Source organism: Vibrio lamellibrachiae, from assembly GCF_050337265.1.
GTDB classification, from domain to species: Bacteria; Pseudomonadota; Gammaproteobacteria; order Enterobacterales; family Vibrionaceae; genus Vibrio; species Vibrio kyushuensis.
Map to the genome: position 1 here is coordinate 95,537 of NZ_JAKJSU010000007.1, position 21,269 is coordinate 116,805.

17 protein-coding genes are annotated in these 21,269 nt (G+C 41.5%); 16 read left to right on the forward strand and 1 reads right to left on the reverse strand.

Annotation, left to right across the window (positions count from 1 at the left end):
- Window positions 1-64 precede the first annotated feature (64 nt).
- From L4C54_RS11765 to L4C54_RS11785, 5 genes are all read left to right on the forward strand, one after another.
- A complete protein-coding gene (locus L4C54_RS11765; protein WP_428808341.1) occupies window positions 65-2,563 on the forward strand; it encodes a DUF4150 domain-containing protein in 2,499 nt (832 codons plus the stop codon).
- A 614-nt stretch (window positions 2,564-3,177) separates the two neighbouring features.
- The gene (locus tag L4C54_RS11770) at window positions 3,178-3,852 is read left to right on the forward strand and encodes a hypothetical protein (protein WP_428808342.1); all 675 of its coding nucleotides are present in this window, start codon (window positions 3,178-3,180) and stop codon (window positions 3,850-3,852) included.
- Window positions 3,853-4,018: 166 nt separating this feature from the next.
- Window positions 4,019-4,702, forward strand: a complete 684-nt coding sequence (locus L4C54_RS11775; protein ID WP_428808343.1) for an SDR family oxidoreductase — start codon at window positions 4,019-4,021, stop codon at window positions 4,700-4,702.
- A 145-nt stretch (window positions 4,703-4,847) separates the two neighbouring features.
- A complete protein-coding gene (locus tag L4C54_RS11780) occupies window positions 4,848-6,842 on the forward strand; it encodes an alkaline phosphatase D family protein (protein ID WP_428808344.1) in 1,995 nt (664 codons plus the stop codon).
- 126 nt (window positions 6,843-6,968) lie between these two features.
- Window positions 6,969-8,369, forward strand: coding sequence for a transporter substrate-binding domain-containing diguanylate cyclase (locus L4C54_RS11785; RefSeq protein WP_428808345.1), 1,401 nt, complete (start codon window positions 6,969-6,971; stop codon window positions 8,367-8,369).
- A gap of 20 nt (window positions 8,370-8,389) precedes the next feature.
- Here L4C54_RS11785 and L4C54_RS11790 read toward each other — a convergent pair whose 3' ends face one another.
- Window positions 8,390-9,298 (reverse strand): LysR family transcriptional regulator, encoded by a 909-nt coding sequence (locus tag L4C54_RS11790; RefSeq protein WP_428808346.1) that lies wholly within the window; start codon window positions 9,296-9,298, stop codon window positions 8,390-8,392.
- A 312-nt stretch (window positions 9,299-9,610) separates the two neighbouring features.
- Here L4C54_RS11790 and L4C54_RS11795 point away from each other — a divergent pair, with 312 nt between their 5' ends.
- The 11 genes from L4C54_RS11795 to phnE all read left to right on the forward strand — a co-directional run bounded on the left by L4C54_RS11795 (window position 9,611) and on the right by phnE (window position 21,240).
- Window positions 9,611-10,345 carry a beta-ketoacyl-ACP reductase gene (locus L4C54_RS11795; protein WP_428808347.1) on the forward strand — a complete coding sequence of 245 codons (735 nt, stop codon included), beginning with the start codon at window positions 9,611-9,613 and terminating at the stop codon, window positions 10,343-10,345.
- 49 nt (window positions 10,346-10,394) lie between these two features.
- On the forward strand, window positions 10,395-11,600 hold the full coding sequence (locus L4C54_RS11800; protein WP_428808348.1) for an acetyl-CoA C-acetyltransferase: 1,206 nt from the start codon (window positions 10,395-10,397) through the stop codon (window positions 11,598-11,600).
- A gap of 82 nt (window positions 11,601-11,682) precedes the next feature.
- The gene (locus L4C54_RS11805; RefSeq protein ID WP_428808349.1) at window positions 11,683-13,242 is read left to right on the forward strand and encodes an acyl CoA:acetate/3-ketoacid CoA transferase; all 1,560 of its coding nucleotides are present in this window, start codon (window positions 11,683-11,685) and stop codon (window positions 13,240-13,242) included.
- Between the two features lie 77 nt (window positions 13,243-13,319).
- Window positions 13,320-13,772 carry a MaoC family dehydratase gene (locus L4C54_RS11810; RefSeq protein ID WP_428808350.1) on the forward strand — a complete coding sequence of 151 codons (453 nt, stop codon included), beginning with the start codon at window positions 13,320-13,322 and terminating at the stop codon, window positions 13,770-13,772.
- Window positions 13,769-14,971 carry an enoyl-ACP reductase FabV gene (gene fabV / locus L4C54_RS11815; RefSeq protein WP_428808351.1) on the forward strand — a complete coding sequence of 401 codons (1,203 nt, stop codon included), beginning with the start codon at window positions 13,769-13,771 and terminating at the stop codon, window positions 14,969-14,971. The genes L4C54_RS11810 and fabV overlap by 4 nt, the downstream gene beginning before the upstream one ends.
- An 80-nt stretch (window positions 14,972-15,051) precedes the next feature.
- On the forward strand, window positions 15,052-16,260 hold the full coding sequence (locus L4C54_RS11820; RefSeq protein WP_428808352.1) for an MFS transporter: 1,209 nt from the start codon (window positions 15,052-15,054) through the stop codon (window positions 16,258-16,260).
- Window positions 16,261-16,269: 9 nt separating this feature from the next.
- Window positions 16,270-17,205 (forward strand): alpha/beta hydrolase, encoded by a 936-nt coding sequence (locus L4C54_RS11825; protein ID WP_428808353.1) that lies wholly within the window; start codon window positions 16,270-16,272, stop codon window positions 17,203-17,205.
- A 514-nt stretch (window positions 17,206-17,719) separates the two neighbouring features.
- The gene (locus tag L4C54_RS11830) at window positions 17,720-18,553 is read left to right on the forward strand and encodes a YadA-like family protein (protein ID WP_428808354.1); all 834 of its coding nucleotides are present in this window, start codon (window positions 17,720-17,722) and stop codon (window positions 18,551-18,553) included.
- Between the two features lie 240 nt (window positions 18,554-18,793).
- Window positions 18,794-19,633, forward strand: a complete 840-nt coding sequence (gene phnD / locus L4C54_RS11835; protein ID WP_428808355.1) for a phosphate/phosphite/phosphonate ABC transporter substrate-binding protein — start codon at window positions 18,794-18,796, stop codon at window positions 19,631-19,633.
- A 43-nt stretch (window positions 19,634-19,676) separates the two neighbouring features.
- Window positions 19,677-20,477 (forward strand): phosphonate ABC transporter ATP-binding protein, encoded by an 801-nt coding sequence (gene phnC, locus L4C54_RS11840; protein WP_428808356.1) that lies wholly within the window; start codon window positions 19,677-19,679, stop codon window positions 20,475-20,477.
- Window positions 20,437-21,240 (forward strand): phosphonate ABC transporter, permease protein PhnE, encoded by an 804-nt coding sequence (gene phnE / locus L4C54_RS11845; RefSeq protein WP_428808357.1) that lies wholly within the window; start codon window positions 20,437-20,439, stop codon window positions 21,238-21,240. Before phnC ends, phnE begins: the two co-directional genes overlap by 41 nt.
- Window positions 21,241-21,269: the final 29 nt, after the last annotated feature.

Consider the following 21,269-nt stretch of genomic DNA (forward strand, 5'->3'; position numbering starts at 1 on the left):
TCAGATAGATAGTGTGACGTGTTTTCCCTTATTATGTATCTTCGAATCTCAAATTGGATGAGCTATGAGTGTAACAGTATGTGCGAATGGCCTTAGTGTCGTTCACCAAGGTTCTGGTGGTGAAGCTAATGCAACGCTACCTGATGTGTGCAAAACCTCAGTAGGTAAATCAACTGTCGATATCTCCTATCAAAACAGCGCAAAGTCTTCAGACCTTGCAGGGGGAACCACTACTGTTACTGCAGATGGAGGCAACTCTATTGCAATTCATGGCTCAACGTTCTCTACCAGTACAGGTGATGAAGGCGGAGATAAAAAAGGCGTTAGCTCTGGAACCATTCAAGGAGAGGCTGAATTCATATCCTCATCACCTACAGTAAAAATCGAAGGCCTTGGAGTGTGCCGACTCTCTGACCAAATGACAATGAACGAAGCCAATACAATGTGTTTGGGTGGCGTTCAGAATCCATCAGTGGTAGTGACCGAAGACCAAGTAGGGACGTTTACTGTCTATATATCATGTCATTATCCAGATGGTGAGCTGTTAAAAAACTCGAATTTTGATGTTCTCGACGAGGATGAAGGCATCATCTCTTCAGGTCGTATAAACGATACAGGTGTTGGAGAAGTTCCTGGTTTACAAAGTGGTGCTCTGTTTATTAAAGTCTATGAATCTGATGACGATTATGTAATACAAACTCAAAGACAAGCTAACGTACATTGTCGTGTCATTGATGAACCAAGTTTTTTTGAACTAGCATCAAAGGAAAAGCAGCCATTCTGGCTTCCTAAAAAAATGTCTCACGATGCACCAGTTTGGGGAGTGATGTCACCTTCTTTATCTTCAAGTAACGATTTTGAAGAGCTGGTGTTATTAGAAACACAATCGTACTTAGAGTATCGCCATCCGTCATTTAGTATATCTGAACTATCTTCGGCGTTAATAAATTGCCTAGAAGAACCTGATTCTATTGAGCTTCAAGCATTTATGTATGAAGCCTTACCACATGCACTAGATGAAGGCGAGTTATTAGCATCGTTGTTATTCCTTTCTGAAGGTCATACCGCAGATGATTACTTCGCTTTCATGCGCCTCCAAGGGAAAGGCAACCCAATAAAGTATCTAAGTTGTTACGGTTGGGACGTAATGAAACACCAAGTAAATACTTGGATAAGTGGATGGCTTGAAAAAATAAAAGAGCGTTTGTCTTCTATGCAGTCGTACGCTGGCCAACTTAACTACGACTATCTTTCCGGCGAGGTGTACCCTGCTCATATTGATACGATTCAGCAATGGACAAGAAAGTTACCAGAATACACCGATGAGATCATAACGTTGCTTAAAGATAAGAGCAGTCTTTTTATTAATGAACGCTCAAACGTTATGGTCGTGAAACCGGTTAACGCTACAACATCCGCAGAAGTCTACGAAGTAAAGTTGCCTGTGAACACCAAAAAAACTTTAGATGTAGAAGAGCCATTAGCTTTCCATCTTGGTTGGATGCAAAATGAAGTTACCCGGCCTTTAGATTCGCTATGGGCAGAACTTTTTACTGATGATACTTCAGCGAAGCAACAGGCTCTTGTTAAAGAAACAAACTCACATCTAAACGATCCAGTTCGACAAGGAGAGATTGTAATATTACCGACTGTAAAGCCTAGAAGTGCGAAAGAAGAAAAAGATCTAATTGAGTTACAAGAAGAAGCATTGGCTGCAAGTATTGAGCTTGGTAAGCTTACTGATGATGAAGTCGCAACAGCTAATAATTTCTTTGAGTTATTTGACCATTTAGCTAATAACGCAATCGATGTATATAAAGAAAATGGATTGCCAAACGATTATTACTCTTATGCTTCAATAGGGGTCGGAGCCGCTGCCTCTGGGACAATTCACCATTTAACTAATATTAATAATATTTTAAAAGAAATAAACGACTTATATGTAAGTCATGTTAGCAAGCGACAAACTGTAGGGTATGTCAATCACAACGCGTTCTTTCAAAAACGAACATTGCTATTGAAAAAATTAGATGGTTCATTTTCAGCTCTTTCTAAAAAGAGCATCAAAATACCCGCTTATAAACAGGTCAAGCGCAATTTGAAACTATCAACTAAATCAGTAATTCATAACGCAGATCAGATAATTGCCAAGGGTTTTGTTCCGAACTTAGGAAAAAGAATGGCAAATGTGGCACTTGGAATCACAACTTCAAGGCAAGTCGGATACGTTGGGATTACGTTAGGTGCAGCTAGTGGTATGAAAAATATTTATGAAGCATGCAACATTGACGGAAGTGGCAACTGTGGTAAAACAACTACTAGAGAAATTGCTGGCTTTGGCTTTGGTATTTTTGGGGGATCTAAGGGGGCAGTTGCTGGGGTGGCGCTTGCAGTAGGTGTAGTTGGAGCTGCAGCATCAGCCCCCGTTATTGCTATCGCAACAATTACGGGAGTTGTAGTAGGGGGAGCAATTGGTGGAACTGTTGGCGCGACAGGCGGTAAAGTATTTGGTGATATCGTGCATGAGTACTTGTTAGAGCCTATTTCTGAGGTATTTGAATAATGAGTGAACTAACTATACAACTTCTTGTGATTTTTAGAACAATCTCCGGATTATATGCGGTGATTTGGTTTGTTCCTCCTTTGATTCTAGCTATCAGAGCCTCGTTAGGGGACAGCAAACACATTCTTTTTTTAGATGAACAATTGGCTAAAGACACCAAAACTTTGCACTCCAACCCATTCCATATGTCTCCGTATGCGATAAGCTCTCGTTTTCTGGATTACTGTATCGCATTTCCTTTTATTAAGAAAAGAGCAAAGACTAACTCTTGGAAGTTCAAACTAATAATGTCGTTAAATTCTATGTGGTTTTACTCTGTTATTATGTTTGTAGTTTCAGTTCTTATATCAAAACACTTTGGTGTTTAGCTAATGAAAGTATTTTCTATTTGGAAAAGAGTTAAGGCTTAAAGGATATAATCAGTGGGTATGATTAAATCTCTAAGACATCCAACATTGGCAGGGTTAATTATATTAACTCTGTTAGGCTGCAAAAAAATAAGCTATACCCAATCCACCTTTACATCACAAGACTTTAAAAACTCAGATGTACATTTCATTCCTAATAGAACATTAGCATTTCATGGCACGAAACCAGCTGATATGGACCTGCTAATGTATACTTTATTAGTGACGCGAACTGAAAAGTGCCAAAGACGTAGCATCGGTTCGGGGAGTGGAAGAACGACATCTCAAAATAAGAGCGTAAAATCAAAACCTTGGGTTAGTGATGACGGTATACAGTTTAGGTTTGAGATCCCTGTACCAACAGAGATTGATCATAGCTATCGAGATAAGTGCAAATACTATGTTGTCGATGTCGTGTTAACGTATCAAACAGACTATATGACCAGCAATAGTGCATTATTTAGATTTAAGGGTGATAGTCCTTTTAACCCAAATGCGGTTGAATATGGTCAAAAATACTACACGTTTCCTAATGAAGTGATAACGACAAATTGTGGAAGGATAGTTCGTGACACACCAAGGAAAGTTGAGAGATTGAGCTCTGCCTACTCATGCTCTACGACACCAAGACTTGGTGTTTTCATGGACTTTGACACGATTCCGGACGACGCAGAAATTGAACTCAACATTGTTAAAGGTGATTACTATCAAGAGGCCGAGTGTGAGTATCCACCCCATATTCGTGAGCTAATTATAGATGGTACTTGGGTTGATGATTTTAATAGTCCAATTCCAGTAAATAGGCCCACTTGCCCAGACCTCACTAAAGAAATGATCATCGAACAGCATGAAGCTTATCTTGCTGAGCGAGAAAGCATTTAAGGTATCAGTTCAATTTTTACAAAGGGTTAGCAATGCTAGCCCTTTTTAGTATGAAAGAGTTTAGATAATTCGTGATTACTGTTCATATTAGGTTAAACGTCAAGGTGTTATATACAAGCGTTCGTTATGATAACGACTGTTTTTACGCTTGCTAATGGGAAAATAAATGAATTACAAAACGGCACTAATTACAGGTGCAACAAAAGGCATTGGCCGAGCATTAGTCATCGACTTATGTAAAAAGGGATATCAAGTTTTCGCGACAGGTCGTGATGACCGAGAACTACAAGCATTAATGAGCGAAACAGGGTGTTTTGGGCAAAGCTTCGATCTTAGTCAAGCTGCATGTGTTGCAGAGCTATATCAAACGGCTAAAGAAGCGCTAGGTAGTATCGATGTATTGATCAACAACGCCGGTATGAACTCTCGTAAGTGTGAAATTATGAATTCCACTCTTGAAGAGTTCGAACAGCAGTATGCAATAAACCTTCGTGCGCCTTACATTTTGTGCAGAGAAGCGATGAAGGATATGGTTTCGAATAACAATGGTTACATAATCAATGTTGTCAGTACCGTAGCTAAACGTAGCAACGAAACCATGGGTATCTACACTGCCATGAAGCAAGGTTTTGCTGGATTAAGTAATGTGTTGATGAAAGAAGCTCAGCCTTACGGGATAAAAGTGACGGCAGCGTACCCTGGTGGCACAAATACTGGATTTAGAGATCAAGAGCGCCCACAATATATGCAGCCTGAAAGTGTTGCAACAATGATTGCTCAACTACTAACAACCCCAAATGATGTGGTTGTTCATGAACTTACGTTCAGACCTCCCGTAGAGCTAGAATAGAAAGAACTGGCAAACTATTTACCTACCTTTACTTGTTTGTGTGCGTAGCGCCAAACAAGTAAAACTCAATAGAATAAGGGCGTAGTAAACAATATGAATTTATAATATTGTCAATGAACTCAATGAAAAGGAGTTTATCGTAGTTATGTCAGTAGAGTTCCAATCCAACAACTTATCTCAAGATCATTCCAAACAAACAGGCTCTTGTTCCTTGCACCTTAATGTCGCATTACCCTTGATACTGTCAGGTCCAATCCTTCGAAAGTGTACTAGTTCAGAGATAACACTTTGGTTAGCCGTTTCAGCGCCTTTGGTTGGTTGTTTTGAATTGTATAAACATGGAGCGGAACTGCCTTTTTTCAAAGTAAATTTAGAAGATGGCGAACACATTCAGATAGGGGAACGAGCTTGGATCTATTTACTCAATGTTAACGGAGATTTTCCGACTAATACGCCACTTGAATATGAGTTAGTGACTAGTGAAGGGGAACTTGCAGATATAGTTTCTGACTTACTTTATGATACAGAAACAAGGCCACAGTTCGAAATAAAATCCGAAGCTAATTACATCATGCATGGCTCTTGTCGTAATCCTCATTACCCAAGTAAAGACTCGCTTGTTACCGCCGATGCTAAAGTGTCTACATTACCAATAAATGAACGCCCATCGTTATTGATGATGAGTGGCGACCAAATCTATGCTGACCATGTTGCAGGTCCCATGTTGGATGCTATTCAACAAGTTATTCATCTACTCGGTTTGACCGACGAAACCTTTACAGATGCTCCTGTTTCTAGCGCCTCAGAACTCTACAAACACGAAGATAACTTTTACCGTAGAGACAAAATTTTGCCCCACTATTTAGATGGTGGAGAAGGAACATTAGATAAACGGGAATGGCTTAAAAACTGGTTAACTCGCCGTGTTCCCGTTTTCAGTTCAAGGGAGTCTGGCAATCACTTAATTTCGTTAGCTGAGTTTAACGCAATGTATTTGTTAGTTTGGTCTCCGACACTTTGGCACTTTGTTGATAATGCAGCATTGAAGCAGAATAAATTCATTCACAGTAATAAAGAGTTAGAGCCGAAGTGGCAAAAGCTTTGGAAAGATGAATACCCTGTGATCGAAGAGTTTGTTTCTGGGTTATCAAAAGTACGTAGATTAATGGCACATATTCCAACTTATATGATTTTTGACGATCATGATGTTACCGATGACTGGAACTTAACAAGAGGTTGGGAGCAAGCGGCGTATCAGCATCCATTTTCAAATCGAATTATAGGTAATGCGCTCATTGGTTACTGGTTATTTCAAGGGTGGGGGAACTCCCCAAAAACTTTCGAAAGTGCCTTCATAAACAGCGTAAAGAACGCATTATTAAGTAACGATAGTAATAAACAAGACGAGTTAATCGATAAGCTCTATAAATTTGAGCAATGGCATTACACCATAGAGACAGCGCCTAAGATGTTAGTGTTAGATACACGAACCCGGCGTTGGCGATCCGAATCAAAAATGAACAAGCCTTCGGGCTTAATGGACTGGGAAGCGCTGAGTGAGTTACAGCAGTCTTTGTTAAATGAACCTGCTGTTATCATCGTTTCTCCTGCTCCAATCTTCGGAGTGAAGTTCATTGAGACGTTACAAAAAGCGATGACAGGGCTAGGGCAACCATTACTTATTGATGCAGAAAACTGGATGGCACACCCGGGATCAGCAAATACACTCCTTAGTATATTTACACACTCGAAAACGCCTACAAATTTTGTGATCTTATCTGGTGATGTCCACTACTCATTTTCCTATGATATCCGCCTTAGGTTTAGTAAGAGTAGCCCTAATATTTATCAAATCACCTCGAGTGGTATCAAGAATGAATTCCCAGATCCTCTACTTAAGGTATGTGACGTTTTAGACCGAGCTCTTTATAGTCCGCGGTCACCATTAAACTTTTTTACTAAGCGAAAGAATCTTAAGATCTATAAACGCGACCCAGATTATGATGGTGAACGTAGATTAATCAATCAAAGCTCCATAGGAGAGGTCTACTTAGATGAAAATGGAAAGCCACTAACCATACAGATCTTGCTCGCAAAAGGTGATGTTGTAACGTTTCTGGAGGTGGAAAAACTGCGATAGTTTACTAGACTCATGAACAAGGTGCTGTTAAAAGAATGAAGCTTTATATCGATAATTCAATTGCTTGTAATTAGTATTTTGTCATTTAAGTTCATTGTAATAGCGTTTTTTAGTGAAGGTATAGCAATGAAATATGATCATGGTCGAAAGGTCTGTATCCAAATGGCAATCAGTGCAGTACTAGTACTGGCCATAATTTCTGTTTCTATTTACTTTTCTCCGATCAACGCTGCTAATGAAAATATACTACGTGTTGCAAACTCAAAAGCGTGGAAACCGTATTCATTTATCAATAATGAAGGTGAGCCAGAAGGAATACTGATAGATTTTTGGCGTAAGTACGCAAAAGAAAATAATGTTGAGATAACGTTCGTTCTCGTTGATTGGAATGACTCACTTGAAGCTGTGAAAGATGGCCGAGCCGATGTACATGGTGGGCTACTGTGGTCAGAGCCTCGTGAAAAGTTCTTAGATTATGCAGAGCCATTGTTTGAGATCGAAACTCAACTTTATTATCACCAAAGTGATGTAGGTAATGACATCACGATCCTTCTCAATGGAGAAGTCGATGATGCAATTGGGGCAGTTAAAGGGGGCTATGAAGAGTACTTTGCACGTAAAGAGTTTCCTAAGGCAAACATTCGAGTTTACGCAACCACCGAAGATCTTGTCTTTGCGGCAAACTCTGGTGAGGTGAGAGCATTTGTTAGTGATCTTCTCACTTCCAGTTTCTATCTGTACTCCTCAAGACAACCTTTAAGTTTCGTTCCCGTTCGTTATCTATATTCAGGCGATCTATATCCTGCGGTAAAAGAGGGTAATGAGGCACTGATAAAAGAAGTTACCCTTGGTTTCAACAAGATAAGCGAAATAGAACGAAAGAGTATGTTACAAAAATGGATGCATATCGAGACTGTCTATCCAAAACATCTAGTCTTTTTGTTAGTGACGATCATCATTTTGGTAGTAATCGCTTGTTTTGGCATGTTTAAACATCACGTTAAATCAAAAACTAAACACTTAGAAGATACAAACCAAAGGCTAATGAAACTCTCTTTAACTGATGTACTAACCGGTATCAGTAATCGTCGGCACTTTACAGATTATATTAGTGGCCTAGAGAAAGACGGGCATACCATTTCAGTGATGATTTTTGATATTGATAACTTCAAAAACGTCAATGATACCTATGGTCACACTGTTGGAGATAAAGTTATACGCTTTGTCGCACAAGTAGTAAAAACTGAGCTTAATTCGACAATGCACTTCTCTCGCATTGGTGGCGAGGAATTTGCTATCGTCGCACTCGATCTAGATTTTGATGCCGCAAAAGATTTAGCGCATAGAGTTTGCAGCAAAGTACATGAAGGGAATCATACAGAGCAGTACTTAAACCGGCTCTCAATCAGTGTTGGTTGCGCGTTCTATGAAGAAGGAGCCAACACTATTGATATAGTTAAAGCCGACCATTTAATGTATCGAGCAAAAAAACAGGGCAAAAACCGAGTTGTGGTGGAGAAGGTTTAATCCTTGAATAACCTCCTGATCTACATCTCTTTCTTTAGCTCTTTTGTTCGTTGAATCAAATAGTTTTTAAAATCTAAACAACGCGCTGGCATCTGTTTACGTCGCTTATAATAGAGGCTGAACTCAAACTCACTTTTCACGTAATCATTAAGAATAGAGACAAGCTTGCCACTTTTAAGCTCCTCTTTGACGAGTTGTTTAGGAAGGTAAGCTACACCACAATCTTGCATCGCGACTGTTTTTACAAACTCACTATTTTCGATCTCAATTGTTTGTGCTATTTGAACTGTTGTGAATTCACCTTTACGTTCAAACTGCCACCGGTTTCCACCAACAAGTGTTGAAGTATAAAGACAGTTGTGGTTTTTGAGCTCATTGGGTGTCATGGGCTCTTCATGCAGCTTTATATATTCGGGCGAACAGCATGCTACTAACGGGTATTTAAGCAGCACTCGCTTTACCAATAAGCTGTCTTTTTCTAAGTGTCCTCGATAGGTTGCATGGGCCTTTATTGAAAAGTCGACCTCTTGTATATGGTCTACCTCAAAGGCAGTTTCTACAATTTTGAACGATACTTTAGGGTGCGCTAGTAAATACTCGCCGACAATTCGACTGAGGAATCTTTGTGAAAATAGAGGAGTGGCCGCTATTTTAATCACACCACCTATATCGTGATCGAGGTTTTGAATTTCCGTAAAGATATCTGATGCATCATCTTGGATATGACTGAATCGTTCAAAAAGCTTTTGTCCCATGTCCGTTGTTTTTATTGATCGAGTAGAACGAAGCAATAAACTTACCCCTAACTCTTCTTCTAGTTCCTTTATCCAGCGACTTCCCGCCGAAGCGGAAATACCATAGATGCGAGCACCTTCAGATATTGATTGTGTTCTTACTACTTCTACAAAAAAAGCGGTCTTATCCAACATCACGAGCAGTTTTCCAAATAAACATTGCCATTTACGGTAAGCATAATCCCATATTTAGCAAAATAAGCATGAGTTCTTGTCCATTTTTTTGAACTACAACAGATAAGAACTGTTTATTAATCCACTGCACAACACAGCTATCTAGTTGTTATTTGGTATTTATTTCTTGTCAAGCACCCCATAAAGAGCTCGTTCCTATTTTCAAAATATCACCTGTTTTCGGATTTGAGTAGAGAAGATCAAGTTGCTATATCTAATAGCCATATTGATGAGGCAGGTGGCCGAGATTCATACCGAAAACGGAGAAACACAATGTTAAAAGATAAGATTTGTATTGTAACGGGTGGTGCACAAGGTATCGGTCGTACTATTGTTGAACGTTTTTCAGCGGAAGGCGCTAAATGCGTTTATGCCTGTGACATGAACTCGCAAGCAATGAATGATGCTTATGAATCTCTAGGTAATGTGAGAGCAATGCAGCTCAACGTTTGTGATCGTGCGTCGATTACAGCGCTAATTGAACAAATACAAAAAGAACACGGACGAGTCGACGTGCTTGTTAACAACGCTGGTGTCACTCGCGATAATTTACTTGAACGCATGTCAGAACAAGATTGGGACTTAGTAATAGACGTAAACCTTAAAGGTGTATTCAACATGACTCAAGCGATTGCGCCGATGATGATTGAAAACAACGCAGGCTCGGTTATCACTATGTCTTCTGTGGTTGGTACTGACGGAAATATTGGCCAAAGCAATTACGCTGCAACAAAAGGGGGTGTTATAGCGATGACCAAAGGCTGGGCAAAAGAATTTGCACGTAAAGGTGCGCAAGTTCGCGCTAACTGCGTTGCACCGGGCTTTATTGAAACGCCGATGACTAAAGACTTGCCACAAAAGGTTCTTGACCATATGACAAGTAAAACGCCTTTAGCTCGTATGGGTACCGGAGATGATATTGCTAACGGTGTGACATTCCTTGCCAGTGAACAGTCAAGTTTCATTACAGGGCAAACTTTAAAGATTGATGGTGGTTTAGTCATTTAAAGCACTGAATAAAATCATAAATTGTCAATCAAGAGTGAAGGAATTAGTAATGAAACGAGTATTTATCGTCGGCGCTAAACGTACAGCATTAGGCAGCTTCGGTGGCACTTTAACAGGTGTACCAGCTTCCGAACTCGGTGGCACAGCGATAGCAGCATCGCTGTTGCAAAGTAATGTCGCACCACAAAATGTAGATGAAGTCATTGTGGGTAACGTTCTTGGTGCAGGTCAAGGCATGGGACCAGGGCGTCAAGCGGCCATGTATGCTGATATTCCACAGGAAGTACCAGCTTATACGTTAAATATGATTTGTGGTTCGGGTATGAAAACCGTAATGGAAGCGGCGAGTAAAATTAAAAGTGGTGATGCAAATATTGTTGTTGCCGCGGGTATGGAAAACATGTCTCAAGCCCCTTACGTTATGGATGCAAAAAACCGTTCAGGCGCGAAAATGGGCCATCAAACAATGAAAGACAGCATGATAAATGACGGTCTTACTGATGCCTTTCATCAATACCATATGGGTGTTACAGCGGAAAATATTGCAAAGCACTACAAGATCAGCCGTGAAGCTCAAGATAACTTTGCGCTTCGTAGCCAACAACGCGCAGTAGCGGCAGTAGAATCAGGGCGATTTGACGATGAGATTGTTCCAATTGAGGTAAAACAGAGGCGAGAAACTCTGTCATTTTCTCAAGATGAATACCCTCGAAAACAAACAACGATTGAATCGTTGGCGAAGCTTCGTCCAGCTTTTGATAAAGCTGGAAGTGTTACGGCTGGAAATGCCTCGGGCATCAACGATGGTGGTGTTGCCTTTGTTTTGGCTTCAGAAGAATCTATCGAAGAATTCGGTTTAGAGCCAATCGCCGAAGTTATTGCTTACGGGCAGGGGGGCGTTGATCCCGCCATAATGGGGTTAGGCCCTGTTCCGGCGATCAAACAAGCACTTCAACGCGCAGACCTCAAACTTACTGATATTGAATTACTTGAATTAAACGAAGCATTTGCAGCTCAAGCTCTTGGCGTTATGCATGGTCTAACAAAAGAGCACGATGTTGATATGGCATGGTTTGACGATAAAACCAATCTCAATGGCGGCGCTATCGCCCTAGGGCACCCTTTAGGTGCATCGGGTGGGCGAGTTCTCACAACGCTGTTATATGAAATGATCAAACAAGACAAAAAGCTGGGTCTTGCGTCGCTTTGTATTGGTGGTGGAATGGGTACCGCGGTCATTCTTAAGCGCGCGTAATCATACTATTAGTGCGTGTTGAATTCCGACACGTACATATTTAGATCACAACAGTTAACAAATAGTTTAAAAGGTTTTAGCCATGTCTAAAGTAACTCAACTGACTTGCCAACAAGCAGCCGAACTCATTCAAGATGAAGACAAAGTGATACTAGGCGGCTTTATTGGCGCGGTTGTTCCTGAAGCTATTGAAGAGGCCGTCGGTGAACGTTTTCTTACAACGGGTCACCCTAAAAATTTAGAATTGATCTTTGCTGCGGGACAGGGTGATGGAAAAAGTAAAGCCAACAATCACCTGTCATATGAAGGCATGGTCAAGAGTGCAATCGGTGGTCATTGGGGGCTTATCCCAAGGCTTCAGAAGCTAGCAAATGATGAAAAGATCACAGGATTTAATCTGCCTCAAGGCGTTTTGTGTCAACTATTCCGAGATTCTGCCGCAGGAAAACCCGGCTGTATCAGCCATGTAGGGTTAGGTACTTTTATTGACCCAAGAGTAGAAGGAGGCCGAATTAACAATGCAACAAAAGAGGAACGAGTTCACCTCACCGAGGTAGCCGGCAAAGAGTATCTCTTCTTTTCTCGTATTGACGCAAACGTAGCGCTATTACGTGGCACTACGGCTGACGAAAACGGTAACATTTCGATGGAAGATGAATGCCTTATTCTTGAAAACCTTGCAGCGGCGCAATTGGTCCGCAATCAAGGTGGTAAAGTCATAGTGCAAGTGAAAAAAGTTGTGCCTACCGGAATGCTTGATCCTCAGTCCGTTCGTATCCCCGGCATATTTGTTGACGCGATAGTCGTCACTGACGGCCAAAACCACATGCAAACGTTCGCCGAAGAGATGAATACCAGTTATGTAGGTCGTGGAGAGCGCATTAGTGATCAAGTAGTGGCTCGTAAGCTTGATGCAAAAAAAGTTATCGCTCGCCGTGCTGCAATGGAACTCAAGAAAGGCGCCATCATTAACTATGGTATTGGCGCACCAGAAGTGATTGCCGAAGTAACGGACGAAGAAGGAGTAAGCGATCAACTTATCGCCACGGTTGAACCGGGCGCGATAGGCGGAACTCCGGCTGGTGGGCTTTCATTTGGAGCTTCAGCGTTTCCAGAAGCAATCATCACTCAAGATCAGATGTTCGATTTTTATGATGGTGGTGGTTTAGATCAAGCCTTTCTTGGTTTGGCTGAAACAGACCAAAAAGGTGACCTGAATGTTTCCAAATTTGGTCCTAAGATTGCGGGCTGCGGCGGTTTCATCGACATCACTCAAAATGCCAAACAAGTGTTCTTTTGCGGAACCTTCACTGCGGGGCGATCGAAGATCATTGCAGAGGATGGGGAACTAAAAATCATTGAAGAAGGCACGATAGACAAATTCATCGAAAGCGTTCAACAGATTACTTTCTCATCAGATACAGCAAGAGCCAATAACAAGTCAGTCATGTATATCACAGAGCGCGCTGTGTTCAGTTTGTCAGATACAACCATCGAATTAACAGAGATAGCGCCAGGCGTTGATCTTGAAAAAGATATTCTTGCTCATATGGCGTTCAAGCCAGCAATCAGCCGAGACTTAAAGATGATGGACAGCCGCATCTTCTGGGATACCCCAATGGGTCTTGAGCTTAGCAAGTAACAATCCTAAACATTTAAACGAATTCTTTTTTGGTGGGTGAGGATATTTCCAAAGCCACCCCAATAAATAGGTAATCTATGTCGTATACCATAGAGCAGCTCGAAATTGGCCAATCAGCCAGTGTCGAAAAGCGTATCACTCAATCAGAAGTACTCACTTTTGCTGATATCTCAGGCGATATCAATCCCGTCCACATTGACAAAGCTCATGCTAAAGCTTCTGTGTTTGGTGGGCGTATTGCTCACGGCGCACTAGTGTCTGGTCTCACATCCACCGTTCTTGGAATGAGGCTTCCAGGTGAAGGTACGATTTATCTTGGACAAGAAAATCGATTTGTTGCACCGGTCTATTTTGACGATGTTGTCACCGCTCGCTGTGAAATCATTGAAATAAATAAAGAGAAGAACATCGTTAAATTCTCCACTACAACCACCAATCAAGATGGAAAAGTGGTAATTACAGGTGTAGCAACCGTCATGCCGCCAAAAGACAACACACCATTAGAAAAGAAAATAAAGGACACATTATGATCATCAAACCAATCATCAAAGGCGTGGTAGCACGAACAGCGCACCCTGAAGGTTGTAAGCAAGCGGTATTGAATCAAATTGAATACGTAAAGGCCCATGCTCCAATCGAAGGTGGTCCTAAAAAGGTTCTTATACTTGGCGCTTCTTCAGGCTTTGGTTTAGCATCGCGCATCGCATTAACCTTTGGTGGCGCGAAAGCTGACACGATTGGTGTTTCATTTGAGCGTGGTCCAAGTGAAAAGGGGGTTGGAACTGCAGGTTGGTATAACAACATCGCTTTTCGTGAAGCGGCTGAAAAAGAAGAGCATATAGCTAAAAATTTCGTAGGCGATGCATTCTCTCTCAGAGTTCGCCAAGAAGTCGTTGAGTTCATTCGAGATGAATTTGGCGGAAAAGTAGACTTGGTAGTATATAGCCTTGCAACAGGCGTGCGTCCTAATTCAGAAACCGGTGATTTATGGCGTTCTTGCCTAAAAACGGTAGGTGAACCTTTCACTGGTCAAACAGTAAACCTAGAAGAAGACAGCTTATACGATTCTGTACTAGAACCGGCTTCTGATGATGAAATCAAATCAACTGAAAAAGTCATGGGTGGCGAAGATTGGCAAGAGTGGATCGATTTCTTATTAGAGCAAGATGTTTTAGCAAATGGCGCGAAGACCGTGGCTTATTCGTACATCGGGCCTAAAGCAACGTACCCAATTTATCACCAAGGCACATTGGGTATAGCTAAGCAGCACCTTCATGCAACGAGTGACAAAATTGACCATCAATTAGATGCCATCGGCGGTGAAGCTTACGTTTCTGTATGTAAAGCGCTAGTCACTAAGGCAAGTGTGTTTATTCCTGCGTTCTCTCCATACATTCTTTGTCTTTTCAAAGTAATGAAAGAGAAAGGGTTACACGAAGGTTGTATTGAACAAATGCAACGTATGTTCTCGGAGCGCTTATATCCAGTAAATGGCCAAGCTGTAGTTGATGAACAACGACTGATTCGCGTTGACGACTGGGAACTTAGCGATTCCATCCAAAGTGAAGTGTCTGCACTAATGACGAAAATGACCGCTGATAACTTCATGGACATCGGTGATTATCAAGGATACAAGCAGGCTTTCCTACAGCAAAATGGATTTGAACAACCTAATGTCGACTATAAAAAACGTGTCGACGTACAAGCGTTAAAAGAACTTCATCCGTAATAAATATCAAAACTTAATAACTGCATTAGGGGGCTAACCTACAAGCCCCCATATATAATACGAAACTTAAGGAAAAGAATATGAGCATGAATAAGAAAAAACTGATCGAGCTTGTCATCTTCATGACCTATGCGCTTTTTGCGATGTCGTGGGTTGCGGGCTCTATGATGACAAAAGACATCATGGCCTTTTATCAAATTGAAGGTATGGCGGCCGCGACCTGGATGACCAATGCGATTACTATCGCCAAAATAATTGGTAACTTACTTGCTGCGAGTTTTCTGGTTAAGCTTGGGCCTAAGAAAGCCTTTGGGTTTGCGTCTCTACTGATTGTTGCTGGTGCATTAGGTGCGTTCGCGTCGAGCTATCCTCTGTATGTCATTACCCGATTAATCATGGGGTTTGGTGGCGCTTTCGTTATTGTCTATTTCAATCCAATCGTAATCAATTACTTTACACCTGAAGAACGCCCAATGATCAACGGTATCAACGCCGCTGCATTTAATATGGGTAACTTATTGGCAATACTACTGACAGGCACGTTGCTCGCGCATCTAGATATCTGGCAAAATGTTATCTTAGCAATATCAGCCGCGAGTTTTGTTGTACTAGTAATCTGGTGGTTTATTAGTGATGATTTTTCACTATCAAGTGGCGCTAAGGGAGATACGCCAGCTCAAACATACACGTTAAAAGACGGTGTGAAAGAGAGCGTTAACTGGTGGCTTCCTATTGCTTACTCTGGCCTTCTATTTTGCTACATCTCAGTATTCGCAATCTTCCCTATGGTGCCAAGCTTTGCTGCTGAAGCAAAATACCTTTCTTCGATTATGATTGGTGCAGGTATGGTTGGTACGATTGTGGGCATCTTGATTACTAAACGACTACCACTTCGAGTACCGATCATTCGTTACTGTGGTCTTGCGATGACAGCTTTTGCTGCGTTAATGATCTTTACAGATAGTGCAATGATTGCGTACGGTTCGGCTTTTTTCGCAGGTTTCTTTATGTTTGTTCCAATGACGGCGCTAGTTACGCTTCCTCAAGAGCTACCAAATATGACACCAGCACGAATTACCGTCGTATTCGGCATGTTCTGGTCAATTTCGTATGTCGTTGAAACTATCTTGATGTTTATTTCTGGAATCATCGCAGATTCAACCGGTAACATCGCTTATGCTGCCATGTTTGCAGTAGCGTGTTCATCGACGTTCTTCATCGCGAGCTTTATGTTACCGGAAACGGGAAAAAAGCCTGATGTGTTACCTCAACAAACAAAGACAGCTTAGGAGTTCGTTATGCGCAAAGTAAGTCAAAAGCTCGCTCCTTGGTTAGACAACTTTAACCAACTAGTCGTAAAGCTTGTTGAAGGTGGGTTCAAACCGACAGCGACAAACGCTCGTGAAGGGCTTGCCAATTTAACTAAAGGGCTCGTGACAAATATACCTGAAATTGAATGGGTTCAAGATGATTTAGTAGCGGGTGATGATTATGACGTTCCCGTACGTATTTATCATCCAGCTCCGAAAGAGTCACTCCCTGTCATTGTTTACTATCATGGGGGAGGTCACATGGCAGGAAGCGTGACGGTTTATGATCCAATCTGCCGTAAATTGGCTAACGCTACCCGCCATATTGTAGTATCTGTTGATTATCGCTTAGCACCTGAATGCCCATATCCGGCAGGCGTAAACGATGCTTATTCTGCAGTTAAAAATGTATGGAACACTTTAGAAAGCAGATCGCTCAAATATACAAAGCAGCTTTCTGCCGTCGGAGATTCGGGCGGTGGCGCGTTGGTTGCTTCGGTAAGTCGTAAAGCGCAGTTTGATGATTCTGTGTCTATATACAAACAAGCGATGATTTATCCAAGTTTAGATTACACAATGGATTCAGAATCGATAGAGCAGAACGCAACGGGGTATTTATTGCAGAAAGGGAAGATAGCTTGGTATTTTGATAATTACTTTAAACGTAATGAAGATCGCCACGCAGTGTCTCCGCTCTTTGGTGAATTTACAAATCAACTACCTGAAACACTGATGATTACTGCTGAATTTTGCCCGTTAAGAGACGAAGGTACTCGGTACTATGAGCAAGTAAAAGCGGTTGGTGTTAACGCTGAACACATACACTTTGACGATATGATTCATACGTTTATGAATATGGAAGACCTTGTCGAAGAAGAGTGCGCACAGGTATACGCAAAAATAGCTCAGTTTTTAAAAAAGTAGTGTCTCTATAGCATAGTAATAGAAGCATCAAAACCGATAGCATTCGTTGTTATCGGTTTTTCGTACTCACACGACGTACACCTCTGGTTGCGTGTAGGCGATTTTATGTTCCAAGAATATATACATGCACACGATTACCCCATGGGTCGCTATTGATCGCGCTTTCAATACAACTAGTAAACACCTATATACCTTTCCTTTGCTCAAACCTGATACTCACCTAACTCATAATTGAATTAACGTCTTTGCTAATCTAAATAGGTGGTTAGCGAATCGCCATAAAAATAAATGACGTGGGAACTTATAAAGCAATTCATGTTGAAGTAGCCACGAGCCTAGTATGGCGGTGATTGGTACTTTCCATCAATTATTCATAGTTAATAAAGGATTAGATTCAGTAAGTAAATTGTCAATATTATCCAGATGGTGATGACAAAAGTGAACATATCTAGTTTAGATGCTAGGTATATTACAAATATTGAGCTTTATTGCTCAATTAGAAGAGAGTTTTAGAATGAAAAAGTTATTAGTATCAGTATGCATTGCAACAGTAACGATCTCTGGAGCAGCAGTAGCTGATGCAGATACACCAATTCAAGATGGATTAGTAGAAGCTTCTATTGTTCGTCACTCAGATAATGAAGCTATAGATTCTTACATTAAGGCAGGATGGAAGCCTAATGGAGAAACTGAGCAACAAGCGGCAGCACAAGATATTTTAGCCGGTATTGCTGCAGGAGAGTTCTCGGAAGAGCAACTACAATTCATGCAGAACTTCTCACTAAACAATGGTTCAACCTCTGGTGAGGTATCTATGCTTGCTTCCGTTGCAACAGACGCAGCTAAAGGAATGTCTGAAGAGCAAATTACGGCTTTTAACACTAAGCATGGAACTGAGTACACCTCGGGTGATGAACTTGCAAGCGCCATTTATACTTATGCTGTCGATAATACCGACGAGTCAAAGTTCGATGATCAGAATAGTCGTTATCAAGAACTTAATCAAAATGTCCGTCAGGAGGAACGTCAGAGTTCTCCAGAACGACAAGAGCTTAAATCAGCTTTTCAAGAGCAGGCTTCCAATTATAATGGTGAAGTCCAACAGCGTGTCGATAATTCAACAGCTATGATGCAGGCAACAGTCAATGCCCGCCCGATGGTTACTGACGGGCAGACTGCAATAGGTGCGGGTGCTGGTTTCGCTGGCGATTCCGAAGCAATGGCCATTGGTGTATCTCACGCATTTAATGAAAACTGGTCAGCGTCTAGCACAGTGTCTGCTACGTCTGAAACTGATAACGTTGACTCAGAAGTATCGTTTGGCGCTGGCGCTCAGTACGTATTTTGATATTTAAAACATTTAACAAAGGAAGCCCGGATTTGTCCGGGCTTTTCATTTGTAAACAATAATTAGCTTTTAACTCACACCTAAGTCAATTCGAAAGTCCTCAAAATTAAACTACATACTGCAGCACAATTTTGAGCATAGTAATTTGCATGATCTTAATTTAATACAACTGAAGCACAACCTACTTATAAACGTCATATTTCCTCATTAAATTGTTCATACAATAATGAGGAGCTCAAAATGAAAACAAAGCTTAAACAACTGTCAGTCTTAACATTATCACTAGCCGCTACAAGCGTATTCGCATCTGTTTGTCCTGATACACTTCGCTTTGCCGATACAGGTATTGAAGGTACAGAAGAGCTACAACTGACTTACCAGCAGTTTGTCGACGAAGTTGAAAATCGTTTAGGTGTTAATGTTGAATTCTATCCAGTAGGTAACCGCACAACAGCGATTAACGCACTTCGTTTCAACCAAGTTGATATCGTACTTGCGGGTCCGTCTGAATATGTTCTTATGACTGAACACGTTGAAGGTATCAAGCCAATCAGTGCTGTTGTTCGTCCTGAATATTATTCTGTTTTTATTGCTCCAACAGACAGCGGTATCGATAGCCTTGAAGATTTAAAAGGTAAGCATGTAGCTATGAAAGACCACGGCTCAACAACAGGCCACATCATGCCAATGTACATGCTACACAAAGAAGGCATCGATTTAGATCGTGACTTAAATATTAGCCTTTTAGCTGGCGCTAGAATGCAAGCGTTAGCATCTGGTGAAGTGGATGCTGTTGGTACTGGTGTCCGTGATTTTGCACCATTTGCATCGCAACAAGGCGAAGGGAAATACAAAATTATTGCTCGTAGCCAAACTATGCCTGGTGATCCGCTAATTGCTGGCCCTCATATATCTCAACAATGTTCAGACTTCATTCAAGAAAAATTTATGGACGATCCTGATGGATTACTTCAAGCGATTCTTGCACCAGGAAAGCGTAAAAAATACGTTGGCGCTGAAATGGTTTCAGTCAATGACTCGGCTTACGACATGGTCCGTGAATCCTACTCTCTGCTTTAATCCTCATAGTTAATAGTTAATAATTAATAGTTAAGAGACACCTATGCGCTTAGACGTTCAAAACTTAAAAAAGACCTACAGCGACGGAACGCAGGCCCTTAACGGGCTTTCGTTTAATGTTGAGCAAGGAGAAGGTGTCGTTATTCTTGGCCATAACGGCTGTGGAAAATCGACTTTAATGAAATGCCTAACTGGAATAGAAGATATTACAGAGGGGAGCATTATCTTAAATGGAACGGACCTGACAACCGCTCCGAAAAGAGAACTACGTGAGCTAAGACAAAAGATTGGCTGTGTGTTTCAAAAGTTCAACATGATTGGAAACCTCTCGGTTCTTCAAAATGTACTATTTGGGTTGATGGGCAGAAAAGGATACTTTGCATGTAATAGTTTAACGGCCAATAAAGCGGATAGACTACTTGCGATGGATTCGTTAGAGCGTGTGGGACTCTCTCATTTAGCGGGTCGAAGAACCGATACTTTATCTGGTGGGCAACAGCAACGTGTCGCTATAGCAAGAATGTTGATGCAGGATGCTGAGATCGTATTTGCCGATGAGCCAGTTGCTAGCCTTGACCCTAAAGCAGGGCATGAGGTAATGACGCTGCTGTGGGACATAATTAAAGAGCGAAAGATGACTGTAATCTGCGTTCTTCATCAAATCGAATTTGCTCGTGAATTTGGCGATCGATTTGTTGGCCTTAATTCTGGAAAGCTAATGTTTGACTCACTCTCTTCAAATATCTCCCAGCAAGATATTGACCAGCTATACAAGATTAACACTAACGTTTTGGAAAACTCTAATGGAACAAGTTTCAACGAAACACAATTCTCTGCCGCCTAGGGTAGAAAGTCCATCTATCTTTGCTTGGGTTATCGCTATTGTTGTATTGGCGTTTTTTGTTAATGGCGTTAATGAGGCCAATATTACTGCTGACAGACTAGGCAATGGATTCTTTAATTTAGGCACATTTATTGGTGAGGCTTTCCCGCCTAAATTAGATCGCGTCGATGTCATTGCAAAAGCGATGTTAGAAACGTTTCAAATGGCGATTGTGGGCGTGGTGTTTGGTGTCATCCTTAGTTTACCAATGGCATTATTGTGCGCTCGTAATACAACACCACACCCTTTGGTTCGTATGGTTTGTGTCAATATCGTCTCGACGTTCAGAACTATTCCAGACCTTGTTTGGGCGCTAGTGTTTGTTATTGCCGTTGGTCTAGGGCCACTGGCCGGCATTCTTGCTATCGTCATGGATACCATTGGTTTCTGTGCTCGCTTTTTCTCCGAACGCATTGAAGAGATTGACCCTGGTCCAAGTCACGCCCTCAATGCCATTGGCGCAAAACAAAGTGGTGTGATCATGGGTGCTGTCGTACCCGAATGTTTGCCGTCATTTGTTGCAACTAGCCTTTATTCTGTTGAAAAAGCAGTGCGAAGTGCGGTTGTTCTCGGTTTGGTTGGAGCGGGGGGAATTGGTGTTGAATTGTCTGCGTCAATGAATCTGTTCAGATATGATCAAGCGCTAACCGTAATTTTATCAATACTGGTGGTCGTGATTGGTGTTGAACGCGTATCAGCGATGATTAGAAAGAAAATACTGTAGATCTTACAAAGCCAAGTTACAGCCCAAGA

Excerpts from the sequence above, each read along its gene's own strand:
- L4C54_RS11790 (WP_428808346.1), bottom strand. The coding sequence starts at position 9,298 with ATGTTGGATAAGACCGCTTTTTTTGTAGAAGTAGTAAGAACACAATCA.
- L4C54_RS11780 (WP_428808344.1), top strand. The coding sequence starts at position 4,848 with ATGTCAGTAGAGTTCCAATCCAACAACTTATCTCAAGATCATTCCAAA.
- L4C54_RS11785 (WP_428808345.1), top strand. The coding sequence starts at position 6,969 with ATGAAATATGATCATGGTCGAAAGGTCTGTATCCAAATGGCAATCAGT.
- L4C54_RS11805 (WP_428808349.1), top strand. The coding sequence starts at position 11,683 with ATGTCTAAAGTAACTCAACTGACTTGCCAACAAGCAGCCGAACTCATT.
- L4C54_RS11800 (WP_428808348.1), top strand. The coding sequence starts at position 10,395 with ATGAAACGAGTATTTATCGTCGGCGCTAAACGTACAGCATTAGGCAGC.
- L4C54_RS11810 (WP_428808350.1), top strand. The coding sequence starts at position 13,320 with ATGTCGTATACCATAGAGCAGCTCGAAATTGGCCAATCAGCCAGTGTC.
- L4C54_RS11825 (WP_428808353.1), top strand. The coding sequence starts at position 16,270 with ATGCGCAAAGTAAGTCAAAAGCTCGCTCCTTGGTTAGACAACTTTAAC.
- fabV (WP_428808351.1), top strand. The coding sequence starts at position 13,769 with ATGATCATCAAACCAATCATCAAAGGCGTGGTAGCACGAACAGCGCAC.
- L4C54_RS11770 (WP_428808342.1), top strand. The coding sequence starts at position 3,178 with ATGTATACTTTATTAGTGACGCGAACTGAAAAGTGCCAAAGACGTAGC.
- L4C54_RS11795 (WP_428808347.1), top strand. The coding sequence starts at position 9,611 with ATGTTAAAAGATAAGATTTGTATTGTAACGGGTGGTGCACAAGGTATC.
- L4C54_RS11830 (WP_428808354.1), top strand. The coding sequence starts at position 17,720 with ATGAAAAAGTTATTAGTATCAGTATGCATTGCAACAGTAACGATCTCT.
- phnC (WP_428808356.1), top strand. The coding sequence starts at position 19,677 with ATGCGCTTAGACGTTCAAAACTTAAAAAAGACCTACAGCGACGGAACG.
- phnD (WP_428808355.1), top strand. The coding sequence starts at position 18,794 with ATGAAAACAAAGCTTAAACAACTGTCAGTCTTAACATTATCACTAGCC.
- phnE (WP_428808357.1), top strand. The coding sequence starts at position 20,437 with ATGGAACAAGTTTCAACGAAACACAATTCTCTGCCGCCTAGGGTAGAA.
- L4C54_RS11775 (WP_428808343.1), top strand. The coding sequence starts at position 4,019 with ATGAATTACAAAACGGCACTAATTACAGGTGCAACAAAAGGCATTGGC.
- L4C54_RS11765 (WP_428808341.1), top strand. The coding sequence starts at position 65 with ATGAGTGTAACAGTATGTGCGAATGGCCTTAGTGTCGTTCACCAAGGT.
- L4C54_RS11820 (WP_428808352.1), top strand. The coding sequence starts at position 15,052 with ATGAGCATGAATAAGAAAAAACTGATCGAGCTTGTCATCTTCATGACC.